The sequence below is a fragment of the Rhodococcus sp. 852002-51564_SCH6189132-a genome (assembly GCF_001665495.1).
Lineage (GTDB): Bacteria > Actinomycetota > Actinomycetes > Mycobacteriales > Mycobacteriaceae > Rhodococcus > Rhodococcus pyridinivorans.
The window spans coordinates 21,749-39,408 of record NZ_LZMJ01000084.1 but is presented as its reverse complement, the minus strand read 5'-3'; the positions used below and the strand labels follow the sequence as shown (position 1 = coordinate 39,408).

15 protein-coding genes are annotated in these 17,660 nt (G+C 67.9%); 8 read left to right on the top strand and 7 right to left on the bottom strand.

All coding sequences use genetic code 11. From position 1 onward, the window contains the following. The first annotated feature begins 159 nt into the window (after positions 1-159). From macS to A5767_RS20470, 3 genes are all read left to right on the top strand, one after another. Positions 160-1,362: a MacS family sensor histidine kinase gene (gene macS, locus A5767_RS20480; protein WP_006552703.1), complete on the top strand. Its 1,203-nt coding sequence runs from the start codon at positions 160-162 to the stop codon at positions 1,360-1,362. Beyond that, a complete protein-coding gene (locus A5767_RS20475) occupies positions 1,362-1,988 on the top strand; it encodes a response regulator (RefSeq protein ID WP_006552702.1) in 627 nt (208 codons plus the stop codon). The genes macS and A5767_RS20475 overlap by 1 nt, the downstream gene beginning before the upstream one ends. A gap of 62 nt (positions 1,989-2,050) precedes the next feature. Then, on the top strand, positions 2,051-2,725 hold the full coding sequence (locus A5767_RS20470; RefSeq protein ID WP_064853028.1) for a DUF1707 SHOCT-like domain-containing protein: 675 nt from the start codon (positions 2,051-2,053) through the stop codon (positions 2,723-2,725). Between the two features lie 57 nt (positions 2,726-2,782). On the opposite strand, the gene A5767_RS20465 is transcribed toward A5767_RS20470, so the two are convergent. Genes A5767_RS20465 through trmB form a run of 3 tightly spaced genes read right to left on the bottom strand, consistent with a single transcriptional unit; the run spans position 2,783 to position 7,584 of the window. Next, positions 2,783-6,139, bottom strand: coding sequence for an MMPL family transporter (locus A5767_RS20465; RefSeq protein ID WP_064853027.1), 3,357 nt, complete (start codon positions 6,137-6,139; stop codon positions 2,783-2,785). 9 nt (positions 6,140-6,148) lie between these two features. Continuing rightward, positions 6,149-6,841: an NYN domain-containing protein gene (locus A5767_RS20460; RefSeq protein ID WP_006552699.1), complete on the bottom strand. Its 693-nt coding sequence runs from the start codon at positions 6,839-6,841 to the stop codon at positions 6,149-6,151. Next, positions 6,838-7,584: a tRNA (guanosine(46)-N7)-methyltransferase TrmB gene (gene trmB / locus A5767_RS20455; protein WP_006552698.1), complete on the bottom strand. Its 747-nt coding sequence runs from the start codon at positions 7,582-7,584 to the stop codon at positions 6,838-6,840. Before trmB ends, A5767_RS20460 begins: the two co-directional genes overlap by 4 nt. A gap of 135 nt (positions 7,585-7,719) precedes the next feature. On the opposite strand from trmB, the gene A5767_RS20450 reads away from it, so the two are divergent. The 5 genes from A5767_RS20450 to A5767_RS20430 all read left to right on the top strand — a co-directional run bounded on the left by A5767_RS20450 (position 7,720) and on the right by A5767_RS20430 (position 12,992). Continuing rightward, the gene (locus tag A5767_RS20450) at positions 7,720-8,364 is read left to right on the top strand and encodes a hypothetical protein (RefSeq protein WP_064853053.1); all 645 of its coding nucleotides are present in this window, start codon (positions 7,720-7,722) and stop codon (positions 8,362-8,364) included. Beyond that, entirely contained in the window at positions 8,361-9,746 is a 1,386-nt protein-coding gene (locus A5767_RS20445) for a hypothetical protein (RefSeq protein WP_064853026.1), read from the top strand. The genes A5767_RS20450 and A5767_RS20445 overlap by 4 nt, the downstream gene beginning before the upstream one ends. 38 nt (positions 9,747-9,784) lie before the next feature. Continuing rightward, on the top strand, positions 9,785-10,162 hold the full coding sequence (locus A5767_RS20440) for a DUF6802 family protein (RefSeq protein ID WP_006552695.1): 378 nt from the start codon (positions 9,785-9,787) through the stop codon (positions 10,160-10,162). A gap of 280 nt (positions 10,163-10,442) precedes the next feature. Beyond that, on the top strand, positions 10,443-12,275 hold the full coding sequence (locus A5767_RS20435; protein WP_064853025.1) for a phosphoenolpyruvate carboxykinase (GTP): 1,833 nt from the start codon (positions 10,443-10,445) through the stop codon (positions 12,273-12,275). A gap of 321 nt (positions 12,276-12,596) precedes the next feature. Then, positions 12,597-12,992 carry a hypothetical protein gene (locus A5767_RS20430; RefSeq protein ID WP_231913240.1) on the top strand — a complete coding sequence of 132 codons (396 nt, stop codon included), beginning with the start codon at positions 12,597-12,599 and terminating at the stop codon, positions 12,990-12,992. A gap of 64 nt (positions 12,993-13,056) precedes the next feature. On the opposite strand, the gene A5767_RS20425 is transcribed toward A5767_RS20430, so the two are convergent. The 4 genes from A5767_RS20425 to A5767_RS20410 form a co-directional block, all read right to left on the bottom strand. After that, positions 13,057-14,859, bottom strand: a complete 1,803-nt coding sequence (locus A5767_RS20425) for an AAA family ATPase (RefSeq protein WP_082937758.1) — start codon at positions 14,857-14,859, stop codon at positions 13,057-13,059. 90 nt (positions 14,860-14,949) lie between these two features. Continuing rightward, on the bottom strand, positions 14,950-15,426 hold the full coding sequence (locus tag A5767_RS20420; protein WP_019290872.1) for a VOC family protein: 477 nt from the start codon (positions 15,424-15,426) through the stop codon (positions 14,950-14,952). Between the two features lie 59 nt (positions 15,427-15,485). After that, positions 15,486-16,655 carry a zinc-dependent alcohol dehydrogenase gene (locus A5767_RS20415; protein WP_064853023.1) on the bottom strand — a complete coding sequence of 390 codons (1,170 nt, stop codon included), beginning with the start codon at positions 16,653-16,655 and terminating at the stop codon, positions 15,486-15,488. Next, complete coding sequence (locus tag A5767_RS20410; protein WP_064853022.1) at positions 16,655-17,221, bottom strand: SRPBCC family protein; 567 nt, start codon at positions 17,219-17,221, stop codon at positions 16,655-16,657. The genes A5767_RS20415 and A5767_RS20410 overlap by 1 nt, the downstream gene beginning before the upstream one ends. Positions 17,222-17,660: the final 439 nt, after the last annotated feature.

Below are 17,660 nucleotides of genomic sequence, written 5' to 3'. Positions count from 1 at the left end.
ACTCCGCAAGGTGGCGGCGACAGCTCGGTACGACCTCAGCACGACTTCAAATCAAACCACTGTGCGGACGGTCACAGGATGGGGCGGTCACTGTTGGAGGCGCGGAGTGGTTGGATTCACTCGCCCCACCTACTGCGACGAAAGGTGCGAAACGTACACATGAGGCCGCCTCCGACCGGTCCCGACGCGGATGCACCCCTGTGGCGGGCCGCCCAGGTCTTCCGGCTCGTGACCGTCGCATATGCGGTGGGATCGCAGTTCTCGACCGTCGTGAACTACACCCGTCCGGGCTTGTCGTGGTTCTTCACCGGGGTACTCGTGACGTGGTCGCTCGTCTCGGCGGTGTTGCTCTCCCGCGAGGCACGACTGCGCCGCACGGTCACCGTGGTGGACCAGATCCTCGCCGTCGCGTTGATGGCGGCGACCCGACTGGTCGCCGACCACGACTGGTACAGCAACCACCAGACCATGCCCACCACGCTGTGGGTCGCCAACGCCGTGCTGTCGGCCGCGATCCTCGGCGGTCCGCTCACGGGCATCGGCTCGGCGCTGCTGATGTCCGTCGTCAGCGCGGTGGTGCGCGACCAGATCAACCTCGACCTGTGGCGCGACGCGACGGCGCCGGTGCTCGTCGCGTGCGGTGTGGCAATGGGTTTCGCCACCACCACCGCGCGTAGTGCGCACCGGCAACTCGAGCAGGCCGTGCGCGTGGCAGCGGCCACCGAGGAACGGGACCGGCTCGCCCGGCAGGTGCACGACGGCGTGCTGCAGGTGCTCGCGCTCGTGCAGCGGCGCGGACTCGAGCTGGGCGGTGATGCGACGGAACTCGCCGAGTTGGCCCGCGAACAGGAGACCGCGCTGCGCCAGCTGATCTCCGAACAGGACACCGACGTCGACCGCGGCGGTGAGCATGCCGACCTCACCGCCCTCGTCCGGGCCAGGGCCGGGACCGGTGCGACGGTGTCCGCGCCCGCCGGCCCGATCATGATCCCGCGGGATCGAGCGGAGGAACTCGCGGCGCTCACGACAGCGGCGCTGTCGAACACGCAACTGCACGCCGGCGCCGGTGCCGCCGCCTACATCCTCCTCGAAGATCTTGGCGACGAGATCGTACTCAGCATCCGGGACGACGGCGTCGGGATCGAACCGGGCAGACTCGACGAAGCTCGCGAACAGGGACGCATGGGGGTGTCCAAGTCGATCGTCGGGCGAGCGGAATGGCTCGGCGGCGTCGCACTGCTCGACAGCGATGTAGGCGAAGGAACCGAATGGGAGATCCGGGTACCGAAGGGGAATGAGTGGCCGAGCTCAGCGCGGAAACACACGAGAACAGCACAGAGGAACGCAGCACCGTCAGCGTGATGGTGGTCGACGACCACCCGATCTGGCGCAACGCCGTCGGACGTGACCTCGAGGAGGCCGGGTTCACCGTCGTCGCCGAGGCCGACGGTGTCGCGAGCGCCGCGCGCCGTGCCGCCGTCGTCCGCCCCGACGTCGTGCTCATGGACATGGCGATGCCCGACGGCACCGGCACCGAGGCGACCCGCGCGGTCCTCGAGGTCTCCCCGGACAGCCGGGTGCTGGTCCTGTCGGCGTCCTCCGAACGCGACGACGTCCTCGGCGCGGTCAAGGCGGGCGCGTCCGGCTATCTCGTGAAGAGCGCCTCGGTGCACGAACTCGTCGACGCCGTCCTCGCGACCGCGCGGGGACAGGCCGTCTTCACCCCCGGACTGGCCGGGCTCGTGCTCGGCGAGTACCGCCGGATGTCGAACGACGTCGCCGACCGGAGACCCCCACCGACCCTGACCGGCCGGGAGACCGAAGTGTTGCGTCTCGTCGCGAAAGGGTTGTCGGCGAAACAGATCGCAGCGCGACTGACGCTCAGCCACCGCACGGTGGAGAACCACGTCCAAGCGGCGCTACGCAAACTGCAGCTCGCCAACCGCGTCGAACTCACCCGCTACGTCATCGAACAGGGCCTCGAATAGCGCCCCGCACAGTGGCTCCGACGACTTCGGAGGCATACCGTTCGTCCCGTTAAGCTCAGGGCATGGAACCGAAGGATCTGCGGGTGTCGGACGCCGAGCGCGAGCACGTCGGCGAACTTCTGCAGCGGGCGGTCGGGCAGGGAATGCTCTCGCTCGGAGAGTTCACCGAACGGATGGACACCGTCCTCGCGGCCAAGACCCGAGGCGACCTGAACCAGGTGCTCGTCGACCTGCCCGGTATCCAGATCCGGCCCGAGTTCCAGGAGCAGAATCTGCCGGGCATGTCGCAGGCGCACTATCCGGCGCCGAGTGCGGCCGGCTTCCCCGCGCCGAGTGCAGCTGCTTTCCCCGCGACCGGCCAGAGCGCTCCTCTCGTGATCAAGGGCCGCGTCTCCGGCATCGAACGCAAGGGTCGCTGGCACGTGCCGCCCGCCGTCGTTCTCGACACCGTCGCGTCCTCCGTGACCCTCGATTTCACCGAAGCGGTGATGCAGACGCAGGTCGTGCGGATCGACGTGAGCGACTACCTCAGCTCGATCAACATCGTGCTCCCCGCCGAGGCCACGGCCGACGTCAACGGCGTCGAGAACGTCGCGTCGAGCGTGTCGTCGAAGGTGCGCGGCGGAGCGCCGTACGGACCGCTGCACGTCGTGGTGACAGGCAAGGTCCGCGGCGGGAGCTTCAACGTCACCCATCCGCTGTCCACGCGGCTGCGGAAGTTCTTCAACGGCAGCTGACCCCGGAAACACTCGAGGCGACCCGCTCTGCGGGTCGCCTCGAGTTCGTTCGTCAGATCAGTCGCGACGCTGCCGGGCGATCAGCTCACTGACGCTGATCGAACGGCCGCTGTCGGGACCGTGGCGTCCACGCCTCCGCGACTCCGCGTCGTTCTGCTCCGGCTGCGATTCGTCCGCTCGCGCTTCCGGCCGCTCGCCGGCCGGGCGGGGCGGCTGCTCCGGACCACGGGACCGGGAGGGCAGAGGCGGACGGGGACCGTTCTGTGTCGGCGGCTGCATGCCCTGCGTCGGCGGCTGCTGAGTGCCCGGCACGGGCGGTCGGGCAGGTCCCTGCGCCGGAGGTCGCTGGGCCTCCGATGTCGGGGGACGTTGCGAGTCCGGCGCCGAGGGGCGCGGTGCGTCGGAAGTGGGCCTCGGTCGCTGGGCCGAAGACTCCCCGCCGGGCGACGTACGGCGCAACTGCGACAGCCAGTTCTCGATCGCCTGCGGATCCCGTCCACGACCGGTGCCGGGTTCGCTCGGACGCGGAGCCGGGGCACCGGGCAGAGCTTCCGCATCGCCCGGGACAGCGGGCGGTCGGATGAAGGACTGCGGCAGCGGCGGCGGAACCTCCCCGCGCTGACGGCGGGGGAGCGGAGGCACCGACGACGGCGACGACGGGTCGGACGCACCGCGCTGTGTCTGATCGAGCGCACCGCGCTGTGTCTGATCGAGCGCACCGCGCTGTGTCTGATCGAGCGCACCGCGCTGCGTGACATCGCGCTGCGGCATCTCGGGGGCACGACGTTCGGGCTTCTCCGGGACACCCTTCTCCGGGCCTCCGAGCCCCGGAAGAGCCGAGCCGTTGCGCTCGTCCACCGGCGGCCGACCCTCCGGGCGACGACGCGGCTCCGGGATCGGACGCGACGGACGCCCCGGACCCGTACCGGGCTGCACCGGACGGCTCGCCGGCATCGGACGCCCGGCTGCGGGCGGCACCCGTTCGCCGTTCCGCGGAGCAGCAGGGGGACGACCGGACGCGGGCGCGGCCGGACGGACCGGGGGGCGGCCCGGGGCCTGCCGTCGCACCGGCGGCGGCGTGAGATCGCGGAGCTTGCGCTGTTCGGCGGCCGGCCTCGGCGGAGCGATCTTGGGCAGCGGCTGCGTGAGGTCGGAGCCGCCCTCGAAGGCACCTGCCGGGAAGCGGTGCGCGCCCGTGGCCGCGACCGTCGCCGGCCCGAACATGCCGACGGTGATGAGCTCGGGAACGTCCTCGGGCATCAGTTCGTCGGCGAGGATCGGCTCGCCCAAGCCGATCTTCTCCTGGATCCGCTTCATCCACGCCGGAGCCCACCAGCAGTCGTCGCCGAGCAGCTTCATCACGGCGGGCACGAGGAACATGCGGATGACGGTCGCGTCGATGATCAGCGCGGCGATCATGCCGAACGCGATGTACTTCATCATCACCAGCTCCGAGAACCCGAAGGCACCGGTGACGACGATGAGGATCAGGGCGGCCGCGGTGATGATGCGACCGGTGTGGGCGGTACCGATACGGATCGACTCGGTGGTGCTCGCCCCCATCGATCTCGCCTCGACCATTCTGGAGAGCAGGAACACCTCGTAGTCGGTCGACAGGCCGTACACGATCGCGATGATCAGCACGAGCACCGGCGACATGATCGGCCCCGGGGTGAAGTTGAGCAGGTCGGCGCCGTTGCCGTCGATGAAGATCCAGGTGAGGATGCCCAGCGTCGAGCCGAGACCCAGGGCGCTCATCAACACGGCCTTGACCGGCAGCACGAGCGAGCCGAACGCCAGGAACATCAGCAACGTCGTCAACAGCACGACGACCACGACCATCAGCGGCAGGGTCTCGAGCAGGGCCCCGATGGAGTCCTGCTCGATCGCCGGGGTGCCGCCGACGAGCACTTCGACACCCTCGGGCCATTCGGCTGCGTGCAGGTACTCGACGGTGTCGGCGGACTCGTTGCGGTCGGTCAGACCGGCCTTGAGCACACGGACGCCGTCCTTCGCGGGGCCGGTGATCTGGAACTTCTCGACGAGGCCGGGAGCTTCGCTGGCCGTCGTGATGATCTTGTTGAGGTCGCCGCCCTCGGCGCCGCGGACCACGAGCTTGACCGGCTCGGCGCGCTGGCCGGGGAACAGTTCGTCGAAGGTCTCCTGCGCGACGCGCGTGGGGTGCTCGGGCGGCAGGTAGGTCTCGTTGATGCCGCCGAACTTGATGCCGGTCAGCGGCATGATGAGCAGCAGCAGGCCGATGACCGTCGGGATGGTCACCTTCATCGGGTTGACCATCACCCAGCGGCACAGGCGGCCGAGGAAACTGTTCTCGACCTGCTCGTTCGACTGGATCTGCCCGAAGCGTTTCATGCCGAACTTGTCGATGCGCCTGCCGAGGATGCTCAGGATGGCGGGCAGGATCGTGATCGACAGCAGGGCAGCCAGTGAGACCGCCGAGATCGCGCCGTAGGCGACCGACTTGAGGAAGCCCTGCGGGAACAGCACGAGGCCACCGAGGCTGGTGACGACCATCGTCGCCGAGAACACCACCGTGCGACCTGCAGTGACGACGGTGCGTCGCACCGCCGCCGGGGTGTCGTAACCTTCGGCGAGTTCCTCACGGAACCGCGACACCATGAACAGGCCGTAGTCGATCGCCAGGCCCAGGCCGATCAGTGAGACGACCGGTGCGACGAACGAGTTGACCTCGGTGAAGTTGGTGATCAACCGGACGATGCCGTTTGCCGCGACGATCGTGAGACCACCGGTGATCAGCGGGAGAGCGGCCGCGACGACGCCACCGAAGACGAAGAACAACAGGATGCCGACGGCCGGGATCGCGAGGATCTCCATGCGCTTGATGTCGTTGGCCATCGTGTCGTTCAGTGCGCCGGAGATCGGCTGCAGACCGGCGAGCTGCACGTCGACGCCGTCGATGTAGAAGGCGTCCTTGATCTCGCGGAAGTTGCCGGTCAGCTCCGTGTCGTCCTCGCCGGCGATCGCGACCGACGCGATCGCGTGCTGACGCGACGGATCGGCGAGCGACGGCAGCGACGGCGCGTCGTCGGTGGGCCAGTACGCACCGTTGATCTTGAGGATTTCGTCGGGATGCTCGGCGACCAGCGAGTTCAGGCTGTCGGTGACCTTCGCCGCGAACTCGGGATCGTCGACCGTGCTGCCCTCGGGTGCCGTGTACAGCACCAGCACGTCGCCCGCGGTGTCGCGGCCGAAGGTGCCGTCGGCGAGCTTGGCAGCGGCGACGGACTCCGAACCGGGATCGTCCCAGCCGCTCTGGCTGAGGTGATCGTTCAGGCTCAGCCCGTACCCGGCGAGCGCGAGCAACCCCGCGACCATCACCGCAATGACGGTGAAGCGCGCGCGGTAGACGAGCTCTCCCCAACGGTCGAACACGTAAGTCTCCTATTCGGCGACGCTCTTGCGCCCCACCAGGAGAGCAGAAAGCGGTCGGAACGGCTGCAGCCAGGCACCCTCGTCGGGCAGCGATTCCAGGCTGACGCGGGGCAGCGGTTCGCGGAACACACCGGGAATGTCCTCGAGATCGAGGAACTGGATGATCTCGGAGGTCACCGCCCAGCTGGCGTGCTCGCGGAAACCGAGCACCTGGGTGGCGATGCCCTCCTGTGCGAGCCGCTCGAGGGGTTCACGGAACGCCTGCCCGTCGGCGGAGGCCACCATGACACCCGCGAGACCTTCCCGGTGCCTCAGCTCGATGTGGTCCAGCATGTCGGAGTCGACATCGCTGTCCTCGTCGATCTTCGGTTTGGCGAACACCGCGAAGCCCACATTACGCAAGGCCTCGACCCAGGGGCGGACGACGTCCGCGCTGCCGGGGGCGATATTGGTGAACACCGTGGCTTCGGGTTCGAGGGTCGCGGAGTGCAGACGCGACAGTTCGGCGGTGCGTCCGAGCAGCCACCGGCCGAGAGCGTCGAAGCGCGGGCGGTAGGCCGCGGTGGGCCGGCCGCCGAGGATCGCGCCGAGGCCCATGTCGAGGTTGGGTGCGTCCCAGACGAGCAGGACCTTTCGGACCGGCTCGACACCGTCGATCGCGGAGGGGTCGGTCACGCCGGGAAGCTCTTCATGGACACTCATGCTCCGATCTTCCCCCAGACGAACTCGTTGATAGCGCTACCCACCTGGTGTGCCTTGTCCTCGAACTTGGTGACGGGGCGTTCGAGGCTGATCGGGGAGGTGCCGGTGAAGCGGGCGAGGCGCGGTTCGGCATCGCCCACCTCGGCGATGGCCTCGGCGTAATCGGCGTGGTCGGTGGCCACGTGCAGCACTCCACCGGGCTTCAATCGGTCGGCGATCAGAGCGAACGTCGGGGCCTGCAGGAGTCGGCGCTTGTGGTGGCGGGCCTTGGGCCACGGATCCGGGAAGAACACCCGCACGCCGGTGAGTGACGCGGTGGTCAGCATCTTCTCGAGCACCTCGACGGCGTCGCCGCGCAGGATCCGCAGGTTTCGGATCGGCGCGTCGGTGTTGCAGCTGCGTTCGATGTTCTGCAGTGTCTGGGCGATGCCGGGCTTGTAGACCTCCACGGCGATGAGGTTCACCTCGGGCTCGGCTTGGGCCATAGCGACCGCGGCGGTTCCTGTTCCGGATCCGATCTCGAGGACGAGGGGCGCGGAGCGACCGAACCAGGCGTCGACGTCGAGCGGTTCGTCGCCGACTTCCTTGCCGAGTTCGGGCCAACGACGGTCCCAGCACTGCTGCTGGGGGTCGGTCAGCGATCCACGGCGGGACCGGAAACTCGTCACCCTGGGGTATAGGCGGTTCCCGCGGGTCGGGCGCTCCTCGAGCGTCTCGGTGGTGTGCTGATCGGCTTCGTTCACCGGTCCATTGTCGCGTATTCCGAGAGTGTGTGGCGGGAGTGACCTGAGTGGCCACAGTGTTTTCTCAGGGAAGCATTCGTTCGGCTGCCTGTCAGCGATCTCTCTGCGACAATTTCCGCCGACGATCGGGGGATCATGACGGGGGAGTTGTGGCACCACCTCGCCGCGCAGGTCGAACAACTGGATGCGCAGGCAGGGCGGTTGATTCGCAGGGCGCTGACCGAGCATACGGCCGCGCTGCGGGTGCAGGTCGCGGGGCGGGCCGGGACCGGCCGGGAGAGCGTCGAGACGCAGGTACGCGAACTGCTGCTGCGCAGGGTCGATATCGAGGGTGGGCAGGTAGACGCGGCCGTGGGCGGAGTGGCAGTGGACACGCCGGACGGTCCCGACCCGGTCCTCGACGGTGACGTCGTCGTCTACGTCGTGCCGCGTCGTCTCGACCCGGCCGTCGCCCATCCGGCCGACCGCGCCGCGCTGACGGCCGTGGATCCTTGTCGCCTCGTCCTCGTGGTGACGGGTGGGACGGATGACAGCGAGTGCGCTCTCGTCGCGCGTGCGACGGGGGTGCCGCCGGATCAGGTGGTCGCGGTCCGTGATGAGGAACTGCTCGGGGAACGGCTCGCCGCGCGTGCGGTCGTGGCGCGCCGCCTACGTGACGAGGAGCTCGCCCGGGTCGTGGCGGGTGTCCCGGCGGCACCGCAGGTGCGCGAACTCGTCGAACAGACACTCGACCTGGTCGGGCTGGACCCGATGGAGTCCGTCGCCGCGAGACTGCGGTGACACCGCCGAGCGGACTCGTGGATCCGGCCGACGACGTCCTGCGCCGATGGAACCCGCGCGGATGGATGGGACTGCACCGGCCGGCCGCGACCGGCGTGCGGGTCGTCGGAGTGCCCGGTTCCGGCGCCGGCACGCTGGCAGCGGAGCTACGACCTCTGGGCGGGCTGGACATCACGGACGATGGCCGCGCCGTCACCCTCGTGGTGTTCGACCCGTCGGCGACGATCGGCCGCACCGAACTCGACCTCGTCCGCTCGGCGGCAGCCGAGTCGATCGAGGTCGTCTGCGCACTGACGGGCATCGACCGCTTTCCCGACTGGCGTGCGGTCCGCGACGCCGACGTTGAGATCCTGCAGCGGCACGCATCCTGGCTGCCGAGGGTCGTGGTCCTGCCCGTGAGCGCCGCGGCCGCTCGGCGGGCACGCGAACTCGAGGACGACGCGAGCGAGGCGGTCCGGCAGACCCTGCTCACCGCGTCCGGACTCGTCGAACTGCGGGACGTCCTGGCCGCCACGGTCCGGTCGTCGCACGACCCGCGACGAGCACGCGCCGCGGTCGTCGCCGCCACCCGGCCGATGATCGAGGAGGAGATCGGACGACTGAGCGCGGAGGACGAGGAAGGGGGCCTGCGTGCGGAGCGCTCCCGCCTCACCGTCGCAGCACCACCCGCGACCTCCGGCCCCGACCTGCGCCGGCTGCAGGTGACGCTGTTGCAGGAGGTCGCGATGCGCGTGCGGGCGGCGTCCACCGCCGCGGGCGAGGTGCTCGAGACCGCGGACGCGGATGCGGTGGTCACGACGATCGACACCCACGTCGACGACCTGTGTGCGCGGCTCACCGACGAGACGGCCCGGATCGCACCGGGCACTCCGGCGCCGGAACCCACGCGCACGGCCCGCCCACCGCAGACCGCGCGGTCGATGGAGGACACGCTGACGGTGGTCTTCGGTGCGTCGGCAGGCGCGGGTCTCGGCAGACTGCTCCTCACCCCGTTCGGGGACCTGCCGGGCTGGATGTCGCTGGTGGTCGCGATCGCGTGCGCGGTTCCGGCCGCCGGATGGCTGATGCGGATCCGTAGGCGAATCGCCTACCGCGACCGGATGCGGCGGTGGATCGCCGACGAGCTCGCGACCGTACGGGCGGAACTCGACACCTGGATCCGCACCCGCATCCACGAGACGGAACTGCAGTCCACCGCGCTCGCGGTCGCTGCGCGCGACCGGCACGCGACCCGCGTGCGGGAACGCGTCGCCGCGATCGACGCGGAGATCACCCGTCGCCGGGGCGAGCGGCGTGCGCGCACCGCCGCGTGCGAACGCGACCTGGCGGCACTCGGACACATCCCGGAACCGCAAGGTGCCGGGGTGCGTCCAACCGGATAGGAGCGATCCGGCGCGTGCCGGGTCGGAAAGGGGAGACGATGGCCGAATTCGCCGGCTCGGGTGGCACACCCCAGCCGTTCACCGATCCCTTCGATCCGTCCGGGTTCGATCCGTCCGAGTTGGCCGCCTGGGCCGACGAGCTCGCCCCGACGACCGACCTCGACGGTGACGGCGCCGCCGAGACGGTCGTCGCCGATACCGAGCACTGGGGAGTCGGTGGCGACTGGGGCGACGGTCTGGTGGTGGCCACCGACACCGATCTCGACGGCAGCAGTGATCGCCTCTCGGTGATCGCGGACGACGGCCGTTACGGCGTGTGGGAATACTGTCGCGAGCTCGACGGATCGGGTCGGTGGAGCCGACTGGACACAGGTAGCCTTGAATACGACGTACACCACGGAGAAGAGTCGAAGTGATTCATATCCGGCTGCGCAGCAGGGGGAGGGGACGGTATTGTGCGCAAGTTCTGAATCGTTTCTGTGAGATTTCCGACCGGCCCCGAGTGACGCCGGTCGGCATTCCGACGTTAACCTCTATGAAAAGGACATCCGGCGCCTACTTCGCCTGTTCGGCCACGGACGAAGTAGGTGGTACCCCTGCCGAGAGGGGCAAGCCCGGGTCTGCCCTCGTCCGCACAGAAGAACGTGCAGGTCGGAGGTGGGATCCCGGTTCCGGGCACACCCCAGGAGAGTTTTGATGACCTCAGCGACCATTCCCGGTTTGAACGGTACCGACGACAAGCTCCCGACCCAGCATGCCGAGTTGCTTGCCTGGGTCCAGGAGATTGCCGAGCTCACCCAGCCCGATCGTGTCGTATGGGCCGACGGATCCGATGAGGAATGGGATCGTCTGACCTCTCAGCTGGTCGAGGCAGGCACCTTCACGCGTCTGAACGACGAGAAGAAGCCGAACTCGTTCCTGGCCAATTCCGATCCGTCGGACGTCGCACGCGTCGAGTCGCGCACCTTCATCTGCTCGAAGAGCGAGATCGACGCGGGCCCGACCAACAACTGGGTCGACCCCGACGAGATGCGTGCCACGATGACCGAGCTGTACCGCGGCAGCATGCGCGGACGCACCCTCTTCGTCGTGCCCTTCTGCATGGGCCCGCTCGGAGCCGAGGACCCGAAGCTCGGCGTCGAGCTGACCGACTCGGAGTACGTCGTCGTCTCGATGCGCATCATGACCCGCATGGGCAGCGCGGCTCTCGAGAAGCTCGGCACCGACCGTCCGTTCGTCAAGGCGCTGCACTCCGTGGGTGCGCCGCTCGAGGCCGGTCAGCAGGATGTCCCGTGGCCGTGCAACGACACGAAGTACATCACCCACTTCCCCGAGACCCGTGAGATCTGGAGCTTCGGCTCCGGCTACGGCGGCAACGCCCTGCTCGGCAAGAAGTGCTACTCGCTGCGCATCGCGTCGGCCATGGCGCACGACGAGGGCTGGCTGGCCGAGCACATGCTGATCCTCAAGCTGATCTCGCCCGAGGAGAAGGCCTACTACATCGCCGCGGCGTTCCCGTCGGCCTGTGGCAAGACCAACCTCGCGATGATCCAGCCGACCATTCCGGGCTGGCGTGCCGAGACCCTCGGCGATGACATCGCGTGGATGCGTTTCGGCAAGGACGGCCGCCTCTACGCCGTGAACCCCGAGTTCGGCTTCTTCGGCGTCGCGCCGGGCACCAGCGCCGACTCGAACCCGAACGCGATGGCGACCATCGAGGCGGGCAACACCATCTACACCAACGTCGCGAAGACCGACGACGGCGACATCTGGTGGGAGGGCATCGGCGGCGAGACCCCGGCGCACCTCACCGACTGGCTGGGCAACGACTGGACCCCCGAGTCCGGCACCAACGCCGCGCACCCGAACTCGCGTTACTGCACCCCGATGTCGCAGTGCCCGATCCTCGCCCCCGAGTGGGACGACCCGCAGGGTGTGCCGATCTCCGCGATCCTGTTCGGTGGCCGCCGCAAGACGACGGTGCCCCTCGTCAGCGAGTCCTTCGACTGGCAGCACGGCACCTTCCTCGGCGCGACCCTGTCGTCCGAGCAGACCGCCGCGGCAGAGGGCAAGGTCGGTAGCGTCCGTCGCGACCCGATGGCGATGCTGCCCTTCCTCGGCTACAACGCCGGCGACTACCTGAACCACTGGATCACGCTCGGCAAGAACGCCGACGAGGACAAGCTGCCGAAGATCTTCTACGTCAACTGGTTCCGTCGCGGCGACGACGGCCGCTTCCTGTGGCCCGGCTTCGGCGAGAACTCGCGCGTGCTCAAGTGGATCGTCGACCGCATCGAGCACAAGGCCGGCGCGCAGTCCACGCCGATCGGCTACGTGCCCAGCGCCGCCGACCTCACGCTCGACGGTCTCGATGTCGATCCCGCCGACGTCGACGAGGCCCTGAAGGTCGACGTCGAGGAGTGGAAGTCCGAGATCGACGGCATCGCCGAGTGGTTCGAGTTCCTCGGTGAGAAGGTGCCCTCGGGCATCCGCGACGAGTTCGAGGCCCTCAAGCAGCGCCTCGGCTGAGTCCGTACACGACGACGAATGCCGTTCCCGGTTTCCCGGGGGCGGCATTCGCCGTCTGTGGGGTGAAATCCGGGAAATCGTTCACAGCGGACATCTCGTCTCGGTTGTGCCACGCCGACCGGTGACGTAGTTCGACGATGCACTGCAACTACTTCCGTCGGCGAGCGGGTCGTCTCGTGCGTGGTTCGAGTCGTATCGGTCGGAAGTGTGCGGCACTGGTGGGGCGACGGCGCTGGCCTGGGCGCTCCTGGCGGCACCCGCCACCGCACAGAGCGAAGAGCAACTTCGTCGGCGGACGTCGTTCTTGACGAGAAGACCACGGTGGCAGCGGCTTACACGCTGGCGCAATTGCCCCGGTACTCGGAACTTCCCCGAACGGCCCCGCCACCGAGGCGCGGCGGCCTCCGGGTTCCGTGGGGTGTGGTCGTCGACGGCAACGACAACATCTGGGTCGCGAAATTCGCCGGCCGGGCCGTCTCCCAGTTCTGCGGCAGCAGGGCAGTGGCCTACCGCCCCGTAACCACCACGGGCGCACCGATCTCCCCGGGCGTCACCGGCTACGGACTCGACGGCCTCGTGCACAACACCGGCATCACGATCGACCAGGCCGGGAACGTGTGGGTGGCGAACAGTTGGAAGCAGATCCCGATCCAGACCAATCCCGGCGGCTCCGAGATGGTGGCCTTCGTCGGGGCCGCCGCGCCGGTGACGCCCTGACCTCGACGTCTGGACCGCTGTCGAGGCAGAGGTCCAGTGCAGGTCGTCGTCAACCTCGGCTGGTTCAATCCGACACGAGTTCCATGACGTGGGGAAAGCGTTCGCGAACGGCGCGGTCCACATCCGATTCTTCGATGCGTGCGAGTTGCTGTGCCGAAAGGGCCTTCAAGTCGGTGCAGGTCGAGACGATGCGTAGGTCCCGCTCTTCGATGGCCGATTCCAGGAGGTTGCGGATGAACCGAGCGTTGCCTTCGCGGTCGATGAGAGAACGTGTAGACCCCTTGGTCGACGTCTCGTTCGCCGTACACAGCACTGCGGCGATACGTTCGATCTCTGTGGCGGCGGACGGATCCAGATCGGCGCCGTAGACGCCGCCGGCCATCCGGTTCGCGATCTCTGCCAGCTCTGTCGCAGAGTACGAAGGAAACCTGATGTGTCGCGAGAACCTGCTCTTCAGACCCTCGTTTCGGTTCAGAAAAGTGGTCATGGCATCTTCATAGCCTGCCACAATGACCACCATGCGGTCGCGATTGTTCTCCATCGTCGCGAGTAATCCGTCGATCACCTTGCCTCCGGCTGCGTCTCCACCGATCCAGCCGTCGTGGTACAGCGAGTACGCCTCGTCGATGAACAGGACGCCGTCGACTGCGCTTGCGAAGATCTCTCTCGCCAGCAGTTCCGGGGAACCCGATCCGGGTGCGAAGAAATCGTTCGGCGCAACTTCCACGACTGTGTCGGTCGCGAGAATGCCGAGTCCGTAGTACATCTGTGCCAGCGCGCGGGCTACAACGGTCTTGCCGACTCCGGGAGGCCCGGTGAACACCAGGTGGCGTGAGCGTGCGGAGGGACGAACGACATCGGTAGCGTGATCGCTCTGAGCGTTCGCGAGAAGAGTCGAGGCAGTGAGCTTTTCGATTTCCCGCTTGACGGACTGGAGGCCGACCATGGCATCGAGTGCGCGACGTGCTCTCGAACAGGCCTCGGCGCGCTTCGATCGATCGGTGTCATCGGAGATTCGACTGCCGGAGGGCTCGGTGGCCGGATCCCAGGGGTCGGTACGTCGTGAGATACGTTCCGCGCTGGTCAGAGCGAGACGGTGATCGGGGTTGTGTAGTGCCTCGGCGTAAGCGGCGTCGTTCGGTCGCGTGGCGTACACGCGCTCCAGCAGGGTGCGTGCTCTCGGCTCGTCCCCCGATTCGCGTGCGATCAGTGCCCGGATGTACATGGCGTACGCAACGAGCCACGGAGTATCGGACTTCTCGGCCAACCGGAGGCGGCGGTCGGCTTCTTCGAAGAGTCCGAGAAACGCACAGGCGACCCCGACCATCACGTTCGCTCCGACGCGGAGGTATCCGTCGGCCCATTCTCCGACAGGACCCAGAACGGACAGCACATCGGTCCATCGGCGGGTCTCGTAGTGCAGGGCCCCCATCATGTAGGTGGCGAGTTGTGAGGGAGGCTGCATGGTTTCGAGCAGCGCGAAGGCGTCCTGAAAGTGGCCTGCGTCCATACGTGCCTGGGCTGCGGCAGCCCAGATCTCGGGACCTGTCGAGAGACGATGCGACGCGAATCTGCCTGCCTGGAAGGACCCGGACAATGTTCCGGGACGTAACCCCGCCCGCGTTTGTTCCCGGAAGAGACTCTGGTGCGCAGTGCGCATGAGATTCTCGATCACAGCTTCGTTCACGAGACCGGTCGTTGCGAGGCCGAGCCATGCGTCGCACATCATGGGGTCGATCGCCAGCGCTTCGTGAAAGCATTGCCGGGCGACGGCGAAGTCCGTGCGCTGTCGCCTTCCCTTGACGAAATAGCCCAGGGCCATCACGCCGTCGTCGAATCGCTTCTGCGCACGCCTCTTGTCGAACACTGATCCCCCCGGCTCTCGTACGGAACATCCGGGAGGAAGATCCTAGTCAGCGTGCACCGAAGGGTGCTCCGTGGGCAACTGCTTTACACCTCACGCGTTCTGCGTTGCCGCCCACTCGTCGAGCCGTCGCTTCGCTTCCTCCGCGGGCACGTTCTCGACCCGCGTCATCACGGCCCACCGATGACCGAACGGATCGAGGATCGACGCGAACCGGTCGCCGGTGACGAAGGTCGACGGTTCCTCGAACACCCGGGCACCGAGGGCGACGGCCCGCGCGAACACGGCGTCGGCGTCCGCGCAGTACAGCACGTACGAATGGTCGACGTCGTTCGTTCCGCTCGGCGCGTGCAGGCCGATGCCGGGATGGGGATCGCTCAATTGCAGTCGGCCGTTGTCGAAGTCGAGCTCTGCGTGCATCACCGTCCCGTCGGGGCCGTCCATCCGCTCGACGACGGTCGCTCCGAACGCGTCGCAGTAGAAGTCGATCGCGCGGGAGGCACCGTCGACGACGAGGAAGGGGGTGAGGGAGGTGTATCCCTCGGGGATGGGGTTCACCGAATTCGTCATGGCGCCAGTGTCGGACGCCGACCGTGCGCTCGTATTGAAGAAATCCGACCGGTCACGATCTAGGGGCGGAAGACCGCGCGCAGGCAGTCGTCCTCCTTGTTCTTGAACATCTCGTAGCCGCGTACCGCGTCGGTGAGCGGAAGGTCGTGCGTCATGAGCCAACTCGGGTCCAACCTGCTCTCGAGGACGTGTTCGAACAGGGTGGGCATGTACCGCTGGCCATGTTGCTGCGCCGTCCGCAGGGTCAAGCTCTTGTTCGTCAGCACCGCCATCGGGAACTTGTCGGTGACACCGTAGATGCCGAGCACCGACACGACTCCGCCCTTGCCGCAGGACAGAATCGCCTCGCGCAGGGAGGTCGCGCGGTCGCTCTCCATCCGCAGCGCCTGCTTGACCTTGTCGTAGGCCTGCATGACGCCGGTTCCGTGACCCTCCATGCCCACAGCGTCGATGCAGGCGTCCGGTCCGCGTCCGCCGGTGCTCTCGCGGAGCGTCTCGTAGACGCTGTCCACCTCGGCGTAGTCCACGGTTTCGGCGCCGACCTTCTTCGCGGCACGGTCGAGGCGGTCTCGGAAACGGTCGATCACGATCACCCTGTCGGCGCCCATGATCTTCGCGCTTGCCGCGGCCATGAGACCGACGGCGCCGGCGCCCCAGACCGCCACGATGTCGCCCGGGGTGATGTCGCAGAAGTCGGCGCCCATGTAGCCCGTCGGTACCGCGTCCGACAGGAACAGGGCCTGTTCGTCGCCGACACCGTCGGGGATCTGGAAGCAGTTGACGTCGCCGAAGGGCACGCGGATGTACTCGGCGTGCGAACCCTGGTACCCGCCGAAGGGATGGGTGTAGCCGTAGATTCCGCCGGTGGGATAGCCCAGCACGGGTTGCTGCATCGCGGCGTTCGGGTTGGTGGTGTCGCACACCGCGTGCAGGCCGTCGGCGCAGTACGGGCACTTCCCGCATCCGATGAACGACGGCACGACCACCCGGTCGCCGACCCGCACGTTCGTCACCTCCGGACCGGTGTCGACGATCTCGCCCATGAACTCGTGGCCGATCACGTCGCCCTCCCGCATCCCCGGCAGGTACCCGCCGAGGAAGTGCAGATCGGACCCGCAGGTCGTGGTGAGGCGGACCGCCACGATCACGTCGTGCGGGTTGACCAGGCCGGGATCGTCGACCGTCTCCACCGACAACTCGTTCACCCCCATCCAGCACAGGGCTCGCATCACGCGTCTCCTTCCGATTCACGGGCACTCGGACTGCCCTGCAGGGTGGGGATCTCACCGGTCTGCATGAGAGCCCGCGCACGGTAGAGCGCAGTGAAGGTCAGGGCGCCGGTGACGAGATCGGGGACGGGAACCTCGGCGCGCAGGGTCATCTCGATGCCGCCCCGGGGCGCGTCGGACACCGCGAGCACTACGCGCGGACCCGGGGTGTCCGCGTCGTCCTCGCCGACGAACGCGAGTCCTTCCGAGGTGACGTCGACGCGGGTGTCCCAGGTCGTCGTCCCGCCGGGGCTCTCCCAGGTCCAGCGCAGCCGGTTCGCTTCGACCGTCTCCACCCGGACGTGGTCGCCGAAGACTCTGCTCAGGTTCTCGGGATCGCGCCAGAACTGCATGACCTGTGCGCGCGGAGCCGCGACGGTCACCGTCTGCGGTTTCCGAGCGTCGACGGGCCGGTCGACGGCGCGCCGGACGAATCCGCCCACCGAGCGACCGGCGTCGTCGATCGCCCTGTTCGCGTTCTCCACGACTCGGCTCGCGTTCTGCACGACTCTGTTGAAGTCGACCACGGTCGTCTCCTTGCTCGGATGCTCGGATGCTCGGATGCTCGGGTCGGTGTTCGGTGTTCGGTCTAGTCAGGGTCTTCCACGTTTCGGCGTCTGTTCGGCGACACCGTGCCGTAGCGGGGGGTGATCGTCCACTGTGCTTCGTCGAGTGCACGGATCCTCGGCGCGAGCGTGCCCGGCGCCAGTTCGTCGTAATCGGGGACGGGAAGATCGTGGTGACTCATATGGTCGGCTACCCGTGCTCGGTGGCCGGGCAAACCCGGTCGAGCCGGTCCGAAATCTCGCGGGGCACGAACCCGTCGAGGCCGGGCCGGGCGACGACACGCCGACTCGCCGGGGAATAACGACGGCGTACGGATACGTTCGTACATCGATGGGCCCGCCGAGTCGTCCGATGACGGCGAAATGGTGCAATAGACCGAGACCGCGACCCGAGCCGCCG